Origin of the sequence: Halomonas litopenaei (genome assembly GCF_017303055.1) — a bacterium.
Lineage (GTDB): Bacteria > Pseudomonadota > Gammaproteobacteria > Pseudomonadales > Halomonadaceae > Halomonas > Halomonas litopenaei_A.
Genome location: NZ_JAEKJT010000007.1, coordinates 160,625 through 175,306 on the forward strand (window position 1 = coordinate 160,625; position 14,682 = coordinate 175,306).

The following is a 14,682-nucleotide window of genomic DNA, read 5'->3' on the forward strand; positions in this document are numbered from 1 at the left end:
GAAATCATGTAAGAGGGAGCAGCACACCCGACAGCCGCAGGCCGTGCTGAGCGCATCAGCCCGGCGAATGGGACTCGCCCAGCAGCAGCTCCACAGCAGCATCCATCAGCTCCTGGCGCTCGTCGGCCGCCGCGCCTCGCAGCGCCAGGGTCGGCTGGTGCAACAGGCGATTGGTCAACTGGTGGGCCAGCCGCCGAACCACGGCCTCAGGGTCTTCCCCCTTGGCCAGCCGCTCCAGGGCCTGAGCCTGGGCCTCGTCGCGCAGCGCCTCGCCCTTGGCACGCACGTCACGAATCACTTCACCGGCGCCACGAACGCGGCGCTCCTTGTGCCAGTGGGTAACGCCATGCTCGATCAGCGATTCTGCCTGATCCGCGGCCACCTGGCGGTGGCGGCGATTTTCCTCGATGACCTCCTGCAGGTCATCGACGGTATAAAGGAAGATATCGGACAGGTCCCCCACCTCGGGCTCAATGTCCCTCGGCACCGCGATGTCCACCATGAACACGGGGCGATGACGGCGACGCTTCAGCGCCCGCTCCACCATCCCCTTGCCCAGTATCGGCAGCGGCGCCGCCGTAGAAGAGATCACGATGTCGGCATGTTCCAGCGCCTCGGGAATTTCATCGAGGCTGATGGCGGTGCCACCCAGGGCACCGGCCAGCACGCTGGCGCGCTCGCGGGTGCGATTGGCCACGGTCAACTGCTGCACCCCCGCCTCGTGCAGATGGCGGGCCACCAGCTCGATGGTCTCGCCCGCCCCGATCAGCAGCGCTCGGGCGCGACCGAAATCATCGAAAATGCGACTGGCCAGACTGACGGCGGCATACGCCACCGACACCGGGTTCTCACCGATGGCCGTCTCGGTACGCACCTGCTTGGCGACGGCAAAGGTATGTTGAAACAGTCGCTCGAGCTCTCCCCCCAGCCCCTGCGCCTCGCGCGCCGCCTGATAGGCGTCCTTGATCTGCCCCAGAATCTGAGGCTCACCCAGCACCATGGAATCGAGACCTACCGCCACACGCATCAGGTGTCGGGCGGCATCCCCATCCAGATAATGGTAGGCGCAGTGCAACAGCTCTTCTCGGGGTAGAGCGTGAAACCGGCTGAGCCAATCAAGTACATCCGACTCGCCGCGAGCATCGGTGACGCAGTACAGCTCGGTACGGTTACAGGTCGACAGCACCGCCGCTTCGTGCACACCAGGCAGCGCGCGCAGCTCGCTGAGCGCCAGCGTCAGCTGCGAGGGGCCAAAAGCCACCTTTTCGCGCACCTCGATGGCGGCGGTTCGATGATTGATGCCAAGGGCGAGCAGGGTCATGCGTTCGACGTCTTCATCAGCGGGTGTCTGGGGTGGTCCAGTGAACCACTCCTGCAAGGCGCCCTATCCTACCATAGGGTGTGGCGAGCTCGCTCCCTTGTCGCCGCCTTAAGGTATTGACCTTTGCCAAGAGACGCCAAGCCGTTATGCTGGGATTCCTGATGGAAAAGATGATGCCTCAATGCCTTCGAACGCGCGCCAAGGAATGCCAGCCCGCACCCTGCTTGCCCTGTCGCTGACAGCGTGGCTTGCCGGCTGCCAAAGCGTCTCCTATAGCCCCAGCGGCAGCGCCTATGACATGGCATCCGACGACCCGATGGCGGGCGCTCCCCCGATCACCCGGGGGCTCGACGCTGAAGGCCTGTCGACCCTGTTGATCGCGGAGATGGCTGGCCAGCGCGGCGACTATCGTCGAGCCACCGAAGGCTATCTGGCCGCCGCCGAACGCTATCGCTCGCCGGCCCTGGTCGAGCGCGCCACCCTGGCGGCACGCTTTACCGACGATACCGCCTTGATCGAACGCGCAGCGCGCCAGTGGCAGTCGGTCTCGCCAGAAGCTCCAGTGGCGGCTCAGATTCTCGGCAACCTGGCGGGCAGCCGCGGCAACTGGACAGAAGCGCTGCAGCAGCGACTGATCGCCCCCGGGGAAGACGACATTACCCGCTTCGTCGACACCGCTCTGTCCAGCGGCGCCGATCCTCAGGCGCTGGCGGCACAATTGAACGAGGCGTTGACCACCGGTCAGCGCGACGCGCGCCAACGGGACGACCTGCAGCTGGCCTTGGCCCTGACCGATTCCGCCTCGGGCAACCACGACGCGGCACAGCGGCGAATTGCCGCACTCGATGCCAGCAGCCGTAACAGCACCCAGGGACTGCTGGCGGAATCACGCATCGCTCTGGATGCAGGCCGCTACCAGCAGGCTCGCAGCACCGCACGCCGCGGCCTTGACCAATCACCGGAAGATCCTCGCTTCCTTCTTCTTATGGCGCGAGCCGACATCCGTCTGGGCAACCTGACCTCGGCCGAGGGGAACACCGACACGCTGCTGGATACCCGCGGCGACAATCCGCTGCTGCGGGTCGGCCTGGCCCAGCTCTACCTGGAAGAAGGCCATCGCGCGCCGGCCCGACGTCTGCTGCTGCCGCTGGTCGATGACCCCCAGGCGCCCAGCGCCCTCTATTTATTACTCGGCAGCATCGCCGAGCAGGAAGGCGACGTCGATAACGCCCTGCTGTACTACCGGCGAGTCCCCCCTGGGCCCGACTTCCTGCTGTCCCGTCAGCGGGCGGCCAGCATGCTGATCGAGGCCGATCGACTGCTGGATGCGCGCGCGTTCCTGCGGGTCGAACGCCTGCGCCACGATGAGGCCTATACCGGCCTGGTGGTCACCGAAGTCCAACTGCTCGACCAGCAGGGCATGAATGCCCAGGCCGAGACATTGCTCAATCGCGAACTGACCCGCACACCGGAAGACGGTGACCTGCGCTACTTCCGCGCCATGCGCGCCTGGACCGAGGGAGACATGGACACGTCGGAACAGGATCTACGCACTCTGGTCGAACAGCAGCCGGACAATGCGGTCGCCCTCAATGCCCTTGGCTATACCTTGGCAGATGCAGGCGACCCTGATGACTTCGCCGAGGCAAGGCGACTGATTCAGCGCGCCTACGAACTGTCGCCGGACAATCCGGCGATTCTCGACAGCCTGGGCTGGATCGCCTATCGCGAAGGCAAGCCTGAGGTCGCGCTACCCTGGATTGAACAGGCCTGGCGCCAGATTCCGGACCAGGAAGTGGCGGCCCACCTGATTGAGGTGCTGTGGGACCTTGGCGAGCGCGAACGCGCCCGCGACCTGCTCAAGCAGGCGCAGGAACGCTTCGAGGAACGCCCGCTGATTGTCGACCTGCTGGATCGACGGCCTGAAATTGCCCCCTGACAGTACCAGGCGTCTGCCGGGTAGGTGACCGCCCTCCCCCGCAACGCTCTACCTTTATTCTCATAGTGTGTCTCCCGATGACCCGCAAGGACCCCGCGATGATGCCTTCTCTACGACTTCCCACTATCGCCCTTAGCCTTTCTTTATTGGCTGGCTGCGCCACCTCCCAGAGCGTGACCGAGCCGCGCACCGAGCGCGAAGCCGGCGACTGGGAAGCGCAGCTGTCCCAGGTGGAAGCCTTTACCGCCTGGAACCTGACCGGCAAGGTGGGACTGCGCACCCCTGAAGACTCCACCAGCGCCAACCTGGACTGGCGCCAGACGCCCTACCACTACCGCCTGCTGGTGACGGGACCGATGGGCGCCGGTCGCAGCACCCTGGAAGGCCGTGACGGCCGCGTCTCGTTGACGACCAGCGAAGGGCGCTTCGAGGCCGACAGCCCCGAAGCCCTGATGGAACAGCGCCTGGGCTGGTCACTGCCGGTGTCCAGTCTGACCGACTGGGTAAGAGGACTGCCCGCCGACAACAGCGACCACCGCATGACAGAAGATGAGCTCGGCTTTCCTGCCACCCTGGAACAGGACGGCTGGGAGATCGACTATCGTGGTTGGGAAGATGTGTCTGGTACCTGGCTGCCGCGCCGGTTGGTCATGACCTACGACGATCTGCGAGCCACTCTGGTGGTCAATCAGTGGCAACCGCTCGAAGAATGACGCGCACCTTTGCTTAAGCCATGACGCAAACCATCACCCACGCCATCACCCACGCCATCGCTCGGCCTGTCACCAGGGCAGTCATGTGGGCAGTCATTCCAGCAGTCATTCGAGCAGCCGCGGCTGCTCGACGGCACGACCAGTAAAGGCAATATGGCCATGCCCCAGCCACCCACCACCGCCACGCGGCTGACCTTGCCCGCCCCGGCGAAGCTAAACCGCATGCTGCATATCGTCGGCCGTCGAGCCGACGGCTATCACGAGCTGCAGACGCTATTCCAGTTCCTCGACCATGGCGACGACATTACCATCGAGCTGCGCGAGGATGGCCAGCTGGTGCTGGACGCTGCCCTCGACGGCGTTGCTCCCCAGGACAACCTGGTGTGGCGCGCCGCCAGACACCTGCAACAGACCAGCGGCTGCCACCTCGGCGCTACGCTCTCGGTAACCAAGCGGCTGCCCATGGGGGGTGGCCTGGGCGGCGGAAGCAGCGATGCTGCCAGCGTGCTGGCAGGACTCAACCATCTATGGGGTCTGGGCATCCCTCGCCCGCAGCTGGCTGAGCTTGGGCTCAGCCTCGGCGCCGACGTTCCGGTCTTCGTCAACGCCCACGCCGCCTGGGCCGAGGGCATCGGTGAGCGCCTGACCCCGGTGGACCTCGATACCCCCTGGTTTGTGGTCGTGCACCCCGGTATCAGCGTATCGACCCCCGCGGTCTTCACTGCGCCAGAATTGACACGGAACACCCCCGCCATTACCATGGCGCGCGCACTCAAGGGGGGAGCGTCGAGCTGGCGCAACGATTGCGAAGACACTGTCAGGCAGCGCTATCCTGACGTGGCTCGTGCCTTGGACTGGCTGAACACCCGGGCGCCGTCGATGTTGACGGGTACCGGAGCATGTGTTTTTGCCCGTCTGACGTCGGAAGCCGACGCGGTGGCGCTGCTTGAAGCAATAGAGCAGCAGCAACCGGACTGGCACGCCTTCAAGGCCAAGGGCCTGAATCGATCGCCTCTCCTCGACGCCCTGCCCGATGATTGAGGCAGGACGTTATTGCTGGGGTATCGCCAAGCGGTAAGGCACCGGTTTTTGGTATCGGCATGCGGAGGTTCGAATCCTCCTACCCCAGCCAACTTCCTTCTGAGTCCTGGACTCACTCCCCCAGACTCACACTGAAGACCCAACACAGCAAAGGTGGCTGCGCGTGTCAAAATTGATGGTTTTCGCCGGGAATGCCAACCCCGAACTCGCCCGTAAGGTCGCCGAGAGCCTGGACAGCCGGCTTGGCAATGCCACGGTCGGTCAGTTCAGCGACGGAGAGGTCGCGGTCGAGATCAACGAGAACGTGCGCGGCAAGGATGTCTTTGTCCTGCAGTCCACCTGTGCACCGACCAACGACAACCTGATGGAACTGATCCTGATGGTTGACGCCCTGCGCCGGGCCTCCGCTACCCGTATCACGGCAGTGGTGCCCTACTTCGGCTATGCCCGCCAGGATCGCCGCGTGCGCTCTGCCCGTGTACCGATCTCGGCCAAGATCGTCGCCGACATGATGGTCAAGGCGGGCGTTGACCGGGTGATGACCATGGACCTGCACGCCGATCAGATCCAGGGCTTCTTCGATGTTCCGGTCGACAACGTCTACGGTTCACCGATCCTGCTCGACGACATCGAGCGCCAGAACTACGACGATCTGGTAGTGGTCTCCCCCGACGTTGGCGGCGTTGTCCGCGCACGTGCCATCGCCAAGCAGCTGAACGCTGATCTGGCGATCATCGACAAGCGTCGTCCCCAGGCCAACCAGGCTCAGGTGATGCATATCATCGGTGATATTCAGGACCGCACCTGTGTGGTCGTGGACGACATGATCGACACCGCTGGCACCCTGTGCAAGGCCGGTGAGGCCCTCAAGGATCACGGCGCGCGCCGTGTGGTGGCCTATGCCACCCACCCGATCCTGTCTGGCCCTGCGGTGGACAACATTTCCGAGTCGGTTCTGGACGAGGTCGTGGTGGCAGACACCATCCCGCTGTCCGAAACCGCTCGTCGCAGCGGGCGTATTCGCCAGCTGAGCGTGGCCGGCCTGATCGCGGAAGCGATTCGCCGTGTCAGCAATGAAGAATCCGTCAGCGCGATGTTCCACTGAGCCTGCGAAAGGCCAGCACATTGCGCGGGTAACGCGCCCCGGTCTCCGGGGCACCTGGAACCATCGAGGTCTGGTCGCGGGCTCGGTGGCTTCCTTACTTTTAGCCAAGAGGCAAATCCATGTCTGACTACAAACTTACCGCCAACGTTCGTAACGACCTGGGGAAAGGTGCGAGCCGCCGCCTGCGTCGTGCGAACCAGCAAGTGCCTGCCATCATCTACGGTGGAGAGAAGACGCCGCAGCCCATCGCTGTGGACAAGACCGCCTTCTACAAGGCCTTGGAAGAAGAAGCCTTCTTCTCCTCCGTCATCACCCTTGAGGTAGATGGCAAGGCCCAGCAGGTTGTCGTGCGTGACCTCCAGCGTCACCCGTACAAGCCGCTGGTGACCCACGCTGACTTCCTGCGTGTCGATGCGACTCACGAGATCACCATGCGCGTACCGCTGCACGTGGTCGGTCAGGACGAGTCCAAGGCGCTCAAGGAGCAGGACGGTGAACTGCACCAGCTGGCCAACGACGTTGAAATCAGCTGCCTGCCGAAAGATCTGCCCGACTACCTCGAAGTCGACATCGCCGGCCTGGAGCTGGGCAGCACTCTGCACCTGTCCGACCTCAAGGCGCCGGCTGGCGTCACCATCGTCGAGCTGACTTACGGCGAAGACCATGACCAGGCCATCGTCAACGTGACCAAGGCCAAGGCCATGCAGTCCGACGAAGAAGCTGCCGAGGACGAAGCTGCCGCCGCTGATGCCAGCGCCGACGCTGCCGAGGAAGCGAAGAACGAAGGCGAAGAAGGCGACAAGGAGTAATCCCTGTCCGCTTGATTCAAGGGCCACTGCGGTGGCCCTTTTCGTTTTCATCGATCGCTTTGCCCAGCGTCGCGCCGCCGAGGCCCTGAGCAAAGCGCTTGCCCGCACCGCGGCCGGAGACATGAGCATGACACGGATCAAGGCACTGATTGGCCTGGCCAATCCCGGCGCCCAGTATGAGGCGACCCGCCACAACGCTGGCGCATGGCTGGTAGAGGAAGTGGCCCGCCAGGCGTCTGCCGAGCTACGCCCGGAAAAGAAGTTTCTTGGGCTTTATGCCAAGGCCTTTGTGGAAGGACAAGACCTGCACCTGCTGGTACCGACGACCTACATGAATCGCTCCGGCGCCGCCGTGGCCGCCCTCGCCAATTTCTTCAAGCTGGCCCCTGACGAGATGCTCGTCGCCCATGATGAACTCGACCTGCCCCCTGGCAGCGCCCGCTACAAGCAGGGCGGCGGCCACGGTGGACACAACGGCCTGCGCGACATCATCAGCGCACTGGGCAATGACAAGTCGTTCCATCGTGCGCGCATCGGCATCGGCCATCCGGGCAGTGCCAATCTGGTCACCAACTACGTGCTTGGCCGTCCCGGCAAGAGCGAGCGAGAGGCGATCGACGGCGCGCTGATCGAGTGCCTGGCGACACTGCCCCAGGCCCTGGCGGGCGACTGGGCCAAGGCGATGAATCGCCTGCACAGCCATTCGGCCTGACGACAGACTCCCGCGGCAGCGCTCAGCGGGTCGAGACAGGCTGTCACTCTGCCACTCGACGTCATACACTGATGCGCTTTCTGCGATGACTCGACTTCCTTCACCTTATTTCAGGAATCACCCATGGGATTCAACTGCGGCATCGTTGGCCTGCCCAATGTCGGCAAGTCCACCCTCTTCAACGCCCTGACCAAGTCCGGCATCGACGCCGAGAACTTCCCGTTCTGCACCATCGAGCCCAATGTCGGCATCGTGCCGATGCCGGATCCGCGTCTCGATAAGCTGGCGGAGATCGTCAAGCCGGAGAAGGTCGTACCGACCACCATGGAATTCGTGGATATTGCCGGCCTGGTCGCCGGCGCGTCCAAGGGTGAAGGCCTCGGCAACCAGTTCCTCGCCAATATCCGGGAGACCCAGGCCATCGCCCACGTGGTCCGCTGCTTCGATAACGACAACGTCATCCACGTGGCCAACCAGGTCGATCCGGCGGCGGATATCGAGACCATCAACCTGGAACTGGCCCTGGCCGACCTGGATACCGTGGAAAAGGCCATCCAGCGCCTGGTTCGCGTGGTCAAGGGCGGCGACAAGGACGCCATCGCCACCAAGGCGGTGCTCGACCGCATCCAGCCTCACCTGGCAGAAGGCCAGCCGCTGCGCAGCTTCGATCTCTCTGACGACGAGAAGAAGCAGATCAAGAGCTTTGGTTTCCTGACGCTCAAGCCCACCATGTACATCGCCAACGTCAACGAGGATGGATTCGACAACAATCCTTACCTCGACGTGGTGAAGGGGATTGCCGAGGCGGAAGGCGCGGTAGTGGTGCCTGTGTGCAACCAGCTCGAGGCAGAGATCGCCGAACTCGACGACGAGGAACGTGAGATGTTCCTGGCCGAGATGGGCATGGAAGAGCCCGGCCTCGATCGCGTGATTCGCGCTGGCTACGCGCTGCTGGGTCTGCAGACCTACTTCACGGCGGGTGTGAAGGAAGTGCGTGCCTGGACCGTCAAGGTCGGCGCGACGGCCCCGGAAGGCGCTGGCGTCATTCATACCGATTTTCAGAAAGGCTTCATCCGTGCCGAAGTCGTGGCCTACGAAGACTTTGTCAGCCTCAACGGTGAGCAGGGTGCGAAGGACGCCGGCAAGTGGCGCCTGGAAGGCAAGGACTACGTGCTGAAAGACGGTGACGTGGTGCACTTCCGCTTCAACGTCTGATCCAGGCGCGACACGCTTGGGCCTGAGCTGAGCTGAGCTGAGCTGAGCTGAGCGGGGCCTGAGGCCTGCCACCACTCGCTGGTGTCGAAATGCAGGCCCGGCCAGCACGATGACCAGAACGGCACCGAGGTACGCCTCGGTGCCGTTTTTGGTAGCACCAGAGCGAAACAGCAACTAACGAAAATCCCGCGACGTCACGCTCAGCGCCTTCCACCAGGCGCCGATATCCTCCAGGCGGCCAGCGATCACATGCACCACACTCCCCTCTCGCTCCAGGTGGCCGGTCACTCTCAGTATCTGCGCATTGAGTAACGCCTGACGTTGAGCCTTGGCGGTGTCTCGCCACACCACCACATTGATATTGCCGCTGTCGTCCTCGAGGGTCACAAAGGTGACACCTGAGGCCGTACCGGGCCGCTGCCGCGTGGTCACGAGCCCTGCCACCTGAACCAGGCAGCCGTGATCCACGGTCAACAGCTGCTGGGCGGTCAGACAGCCATCGAGCCCCTGCCGCTGCCCCGCCGTGGACTCACGCAGCAGCGCCATGGGATGGCGCCCAAGACTGAGCCCGAGGTGGCGATAGTCCGCCTCGAGGTCATCTTGCTCAAGGGGCGGCATCAACGCCGTGCTGTCGTCATCGAGCAGCTCGGTGTCCCCCAGGGCCAGGCCTGGCTGAGGCGCCAGCAGATCCCAGCGGGCCTGATAGCGGTGTCCCGACAGACCAGCCAGGGCACCCGCTGAGGCCAGCGCCTCCCAGTCCTGTGAGCGAATCGATACACGCCGGCGCACATCGGCAAGACGGGTAAAGGGGGATCGGTCACGCTCCTCCAGAAGCGCCAGCACTGCCTCCCTGCTGAGCCCCTTCACCAGATGCAGCCCCAACCGCACCGCTGGCCCTGCGGGATGCCCTGGCGCGTCCGCTGCCTCAGGGGGAGCCTCATCATCGACCTCCAGCGTCGACTCCCAGCGGCTTCGCAGCAGGTCTACCGGCCTCACCTGAACCCCATGGCGCTGAGCGTCCTGCAACAGTTGAGACGGAGAATAGAAGCCCATGGGCTGACTATTGAGCAGTCCACAGCAGAAGGCCGCGGGGTGATGGCACTTGAGCCAGGCGGACACATAGACCAGGTGGGCGAAGCTGGCCGCGTGGGACTCGGGGAAACCGTACTGACCGAAGCCTTCTATCTGGCGACAGATGGCCGCCGCGAATTCGTCGGTGTAACCACGCTCGCGCAGGCCGGCGGTCAGCTTGTGCTGGTGCTCGGCGATGGTACCCGCCCGCCGCCAGGCCGCCATGGCGCGCCTGAGCTGGTCAGCCTCGCCACCGCTATAGCCCGCCGCCACCATGGCGAGCTTGATGACCTGCTCCTGGAAGATGGGGACTCCCAGGGTTCGCTCTAGCACCTTTCTGACATCCGCGCTGGGGTACTCGACCTGTTCCAACCCGTCCCGGCGGCGCAGATACGGGTGGACCATGTCGCCCTGGATGGGCCCCGGCCTGACGATGGCAATTTCGATCACCAGATCGTAGTAATTCTGGGGCTTTAGCCTGGGCAACATGTTCATCTGGGCACGACTCTCGACCTGGAAGACACCGATGCTGTCTCCACGGGACAGCATGCGATAGACCTCCGGATCTTCCCGAGGAATCGCCGCGAGCGCCTCGATGGGGGTAATGACCCGGTCACCGCCATGGTCAGATGGCGAGTCGCAGTTTTCCCGCCGGGCCTGTTGCTGGCTGTGTTTTGGTGGCTGGCCCAGTAGGCCAAGAGTCTTGCGTATCGCGGTCAACATGCCCAGCGCCAGCACATCGACCTTCAGCAAGCCCAGGCTCTCCAGATCGTCCTTGTTCCACTGAATCAGCGTGCGCTCCTGCATGACGGCATTTTCCACCGGGACCAATTCATGCAGCGGACCCCGAGAAATGACAAATCCACCTACGTGCTGTGACAGATGGCGTGGAAAGCCCAGCAGTTGCTCGACCAGCTCTACCAGGTGCTGACGAAGGCTGCGCGCGCCACCCTCGCTGCCCGGCTCGATCGATCCGGCCCCTGGGGAAGACGACGCCGTCACCGCGACGGACTGAGCGAGCTCCATGCGCAACCCGGTCAACCACGCCTGTTCGCCGTCACGTCGATCCAGTCGGCTGGCGAGCCAGCTCAGGTAGCTGGGCTGAAGGCCCAGCGCCCTACCCACGTCCTTCAGCGCGCTACGAGGACGATAGCTGATCACCGTGGCGGCCAGCCCGGCTCGCTCCCGTCCATAGCGACGATAGATGTACTGGATCACTTCCTCACGCCGCTCATGCTCGAAATCGACATCAATATCCGGCGGCTCGTCACGCTCTTCGGAAATGAAGCGCTCGAACAGCAACTGCACCTGGCGTGGATCCACCTCGGTAATGAACAGGCAATAGCACACCACCGAGTTGGCGGCGGATCCCCTGCCCTGACACAGGATGCCCTGTCCGCGGGCAAAGGCCACGATATCCTCGATGGTCAGGAAGAAGGGGGCATACTGCATCCGCTCGATCAGCGACAGCTCGTGCTGAATCTGCGCGGCAATCTCGACAGGCGTTCCATCCGGAAAGCGCTTGGCCTGTCCCTGCTCCACCTTGTGGACCAACCAACTCATGGGGGTATGGCCCTCGGGCACCAGCTCCTCGGGGTATTCATAGCGCAGCTGGCCAAGATCGAACTGGCAGCGCTCGGCAATGCGTACGCTCTCATCGAGCATGTCTCGGCTAAAGCACTCGGCCAGGCGTGACAGCGAACGCAGACAGCGCTCTGCATTAGGCTCGAGCAGGTAGCCCGCCTGCTGCACACTGGTGCCATGACGTAGCGCCGTCAGCACGTCCTGCAGACGCTTGCGCGCAGCCTGATGCATCAGCACCCCACCGGCAGCGACCAAGGGCAGCCCAAGACGTTTCGCCATGGTGACGGTGTGGTGATGACGCACCTCTTCACCGGCATCAAAGTGGCGCAGCAGCATGACCCAGCTACGCCCAGGATAATGCTGCTTCAGCCAGGCCATGCGATAGGCACAGCGATCATCACTGCCCGCTGGGTCATACAGCAGCAGGCAATCCTCAAGCCCTGCTAGCTCCTCCCAGTCCAACCGATAATGGCCCTTGGGGGCCCGCCGTCGGGCCAGGGTGATTATCCGGCAAAGTTGCGCATAGCCCTGGCGATTCTCGGCCAGCACCACCACCGCCTGATCCTCAAAACGAAATTCCGCGCCGACTATCAGAGTCATATCCAGATCGCGGGCGGCCTCCCAGGCGCGCACCACGCCGGACACGGAACATTCATCGGTGATAGCCAGCGCGCGATAGCCCAGGCAGGCCGCCTTCTCCACCAGCTCGTGGGGGTGAGAGGCCCCCTTGAGAAAGGTGAAATTCGTCAGGCAATAGAGCTCCGCATAGGCCAGCGGCGGCGCCCCAGAGGCTATATCGGCTGCAGGCGCTATCCGTGGGGCAGCGTGCTCCGATGAGGGCTCGCAGTGTTCAACCGAACCAGCCATGCAGCCACCATTGCCCGGTGTGGTCACGGAAGATCCAGCCACAGCGGGCATCGCCAAATCTCACGACGTAGTAATCCCGCCGGGCCGGGGCGGCGTCCCACCAGCCACTGGCCAGGCGTTCTGGCCCGGCAAGCCACTCCAGCTGCGACAGCGCTGCCGACGACATGGCCAGCGGAGTGGGCAGCAGCCAGGCCGGACGCGGGCCCTGGGGCAACACCTGCGCCGCTGCGCGGGTGCACCGCTCAAGCGTCGAGGCTCGCTCAGGGCGATGATCCTCGCGCCAGCGAGGCTGCATGACACTGTTCTGACCAAGCCGGGTTCGCAGGCGGCTGAACAGGGCGTCGGCAGTTTCTTTGGGGGGCGCCGTATCGAACAGGTCCTGGGCGGGCTGCTCCTGCTGCGTCAGTTCGCTGACCTCTAGTCGCAGACGGCGCACTGGCGCATTGAGCTCACAGCGCTCCAGGCGCAACCGACATAGCTCGAGCCAGGCATCGGCAGACTGCTCTCCTCCGGCATGTCCCACCGTGATGTGCTGCTCTGCATCCCGCTGATACAGCGTCAGCTGCAGCGACAGCGCCTTGGCACAGCGCACATGCAGAAAGCCCTCCATTTCCATCAGCAGTCGCTTCAAGGGGAACAGCAGCGCAGGCGCCAATTCGATGTCATGGTTCAACTCGAGCTCACGCTCCAGCCGCGGTGGCGGCTCAAAGACGGGCAGCAGGTCAGGCACAGCACCGGTCAGCCGCTTGAGCCATTGGGTCAGATCGGGACCCAGTCGCGAAGCCAGAGATGCCGTCGGCAGAGCCAGCAGATCGCGAACACGCTGGAAGCCTAGCCCTTGCAAACGCGCCAATTGGGCACGCGGCAGCGCCAGCTGGGACAACGACAGCTGCCCCAGCCGCCGATGATGGCCATCAACATCGGCTCCAGGGCTCTGAGTACCATTGCCCCGAAAACCAGAGCCCCGAAAACCAGAGCCCCGAAAACCAGAGCCCCGAACACCAGTGCCCCGAACAGCGCTGTCCTCAACGTCTGGGCGGACGCCCCCCGCACGAGCCAGCAGCACCGCCGCCAAGGGCGTATGCCCCGTGGCGCAGACGAGATCGAGCTCCAGACCGGCCAGCTCGCTCTCCAGCCTGGACCACAGCGCGGCAAGACCACCGAAGTAATGGAGCATCGAGCCAATTTCCAGCACCACGCCCCGGGCAGGCTCGCCAGCGAGGCTAGGCTCGAAACTGACACGCGCGCTAAAACGCCCCACCCACAGGGCGAGCCCTTCCAGCCGCTGTCGACATGCGGCCGTGTCCGCCGTGAACAATTGCAGCTCAGGCTCCAGGCTGAGCGCCGTGCTCACGGTCATGCCGGGCCGCACTCCTTGACGCTGGGCCTTGCTGCATACCTGCTGGACACGCTCTCCATTGGCCGATACCAGCGCCTTGGGCTGCGTGTCGCCAAGAGCCACCACGTCAAGCTCAAAGCGAGGACCATGCAGGCACAGCCATAACCCCTTCATGGCGCCCCCCTGTTCACCGGTGACAGGGACGAGGTCGGCAGATCCAAGGTGATCGTTTTTGCCGGTATGGCACCCTTGCGCTTGAAGGCCTCCACCTCAAGCCGACCATTAGCGCTGCCCCCCAGGCGCAAACGCCAGGGTGCAGCAGACCCTTGCTGGCCAAGCGATGCAGGGCGCAGCAATACGCCGACCCCGGTGCCCCCCGCCATCGCCAGTTGCAGGCGACGCAACCAGCTGCCCTGGAGGGCGCCAAACCAGCCAAGCACCAAGTCACAACAGCCACTTTTCACCACCTGTTCCATGGCCCACAGACGTTCTTTGGTGGTGCCTGTCTGAATGACATGGATCTTGGTGATACCGATGCCCGCCGCCTGCAGTGCCAGGGCATGAGGTATCCAAGGGGGATCCAGCAAGACAATCCGCTGGCTGCGAGTCATCAGTGGCGCCAGCAGGCGGATTTCACCGATACCGGGATGGTCAAGCAACCACTCCATCAGGTCTCCACGGGGCCAGCCCCCACCCAACACCTCATCCAGTGTCGCGAATCCGCTTGGCACGACCAGAACATCCGCCTGAGAGGTCTCCCTGTCCCGCGCAGGATCACGGCCCGCGCGCCATAACGTTCCCCGTTGCATTAGTTGAGTGATGTCGACGGGGTGTGCTGCTGTCATGGCGCCCCCTCCTTGAAAGTGATGCGAGTCATGCTGAACAGAATACTGTTATTTTATACAGTATTTAAGGAATGCCAAGCGATGACGGCTTGAGACGTCGTCAAGGCGTCAACGCAGTCAG

Annotated in this window: 11 protein-coding genes and 1 tRNA gene; 8 read left to right on the top strand and 4 right to left on the bottom strand. The window is 63.8% G+C overall.

Annotated elements, in window-relative coordinates; all coding sequences use genetic code 11:
- Positions 1-55: 55 nt before the first annotated feature.
- On the bottom strand, positions 56-1,321 hold the full coding sequence (gene hemA / locus JF545_RS15050; RefSeq protein ID WP_206943404.1) for a glutamyl-tRNA reductase: 1,266 nt from the start codon (positions 1,319-1,321) through the stop codon (positions 56-58).
- 181 nt (positions 1,322-1,502) lie between these two features.
- On the opposite strand from hemA, the gene JF545_RS15055 reads away from it, so the two are divergent.
- The 8 genes from JF545_RS15055 (at position 1,503) to ychF (ending at position 8,855) form a co-directional block, all read left to right on the top strand.
- A complete protein-coding gene (locus tag JF545_RS15055) occupies positions 1,503-3,260 on the top strand; it encodes a tetratricopeptide repeat protein (RefSeq protein ID WP_242520890.1) in 1,758 nt (585 codons plus the stop codon).
- Positions 3,261-3,358: 98 nt separating this feature from the next.
- Complete coding sequence (lolB, locus tag JF545_RS15060; protein WP_242520891.1) at positions 3,359-3,973, top strand: lipoprotein insertase outer membrane protein LolB; 615 nt, start codon at positions 3,359-3,361, stop codon at positions 3,971-3,973.
- 159 nt (positions 3,974-4,132) lie between these two features.
- A complete protein-coding gene (ispE, locus tag JF545_RS15065) occupies positions 4,133-5,014 on the top strand; it encodes a 4-(cytidine 5'-diphospho)-2-C-methyl-D-erythritol kinase (protein WP_206943408.1) in 882 nt (293 codons plus the stop codon).
- A 16-nt stretch (positions 5,015-5,030) separates the two neighbouring features.
- Positions 5,031-5,105 (top strand) — tRNA-Gln (locus JF545_RS15070).
- A 72-nt stretch (positions 5,106-5,177) separates the two neighbouring features.
- Positions 5,178-6,119, top strand: a complete 942-nt coding sequence (locus JF545_RS15075) for a ribose-phosphate pyrophosphokinase (protein ID WP_206943411.1) — start codon at positions 5,178-5,180, stop codon at positions 6,117-6,119.
- A 119-nt stretch (positions 6,120-6,238) separates the two neighbouring features.
- Positions 6,239-6,928, top strand: coding sequence for a 50S ribosomal protein L25/general stress protein Ctc (locus JF545_RS15080; protein ID WP_206943413.1), 690 nt, complete (start codon positions 6,239-6,241; stop codon positions 6,926-6,928).
- Positions 6,929-7,055: 127 nt separating this feature from the next.
- Positions 7,056-7,640, top strand: a complete 585-nt coding sequence (pth, locus tag JF545_RS15085; RefSeq protein ID WP_206943628.1) for an aminoacyl-tRNA hydrolase — start codon at positions 7,056-7,058, stop codon at positions 7,638-7,640.
- A 123-nt stretch (positions 7,641-7,763) separates the two neighbouring features.
- Positions 7,764-8,855, top strand: a complete 1,092-nt coding sequence (gene ychF / locus JF545_RS15090; RefSeq protein WP_206943415.1) for a redox-regulated ATPase YchF — start codon at positions 7,764-7,766, stop codon at positions 8,853-8,855.
- A 174-nt stretch (positions 8,856-9,029) separates the two neighbouring features.
- Here the strand turns inward: ychF and JF545_RS15095 are convergent, their stop codons facing one another.
- Genes JF545_RS15095 through imuA form a run of 3 tightly spaced genes read right to left on the bottom strand, consistent with a single transcriptional unit; the run spans position 9,030 to position 14,561 of the window.
- Positions 9,030-12,377 (bottom strand): error-prone DNA polymerase, encoded by a 3,348-nt coding sequence (locus tag JF545_RS15095; RefSeq protein WP_206943417.1) that lies wholly within the window; start codon positions 12,375-12,377, stop codon positions 9,030-9,032.
- Complete coding sequence (locus JF545_RS15100; RefSeq protein WP_206943419.1) at positions 12,361-13,890, bottom strand: Y-family DNA polymerase; 1,530 nt, start codon at positions 13,888-13,890, stop codon at positions 12,361-12,363. The genes JF545_RS15095 and JF545_RS15100 overlap by 17 nt, the downstream gene beginning before the upstream one ends.
- Positions 13,887-14,561: a translesion DNA synthesis-associated protein ImuA gene (imuA, locus tag JF545_RS15105; RefSeq protein ID WP_206943421.1), complete on the bottom strand. Its 675-nt coding sequence runs from the start codon at positions 14,559-14,561 to the stop codon at positions 13,887-13,889. The genes JF545_RS15100 and imuA overlap by 4 nt, the downstream gene beginning before the upstream one ends.
- Between the last annotated feature and the right edge of the window lie 121 nt (positions 14,562-14,682).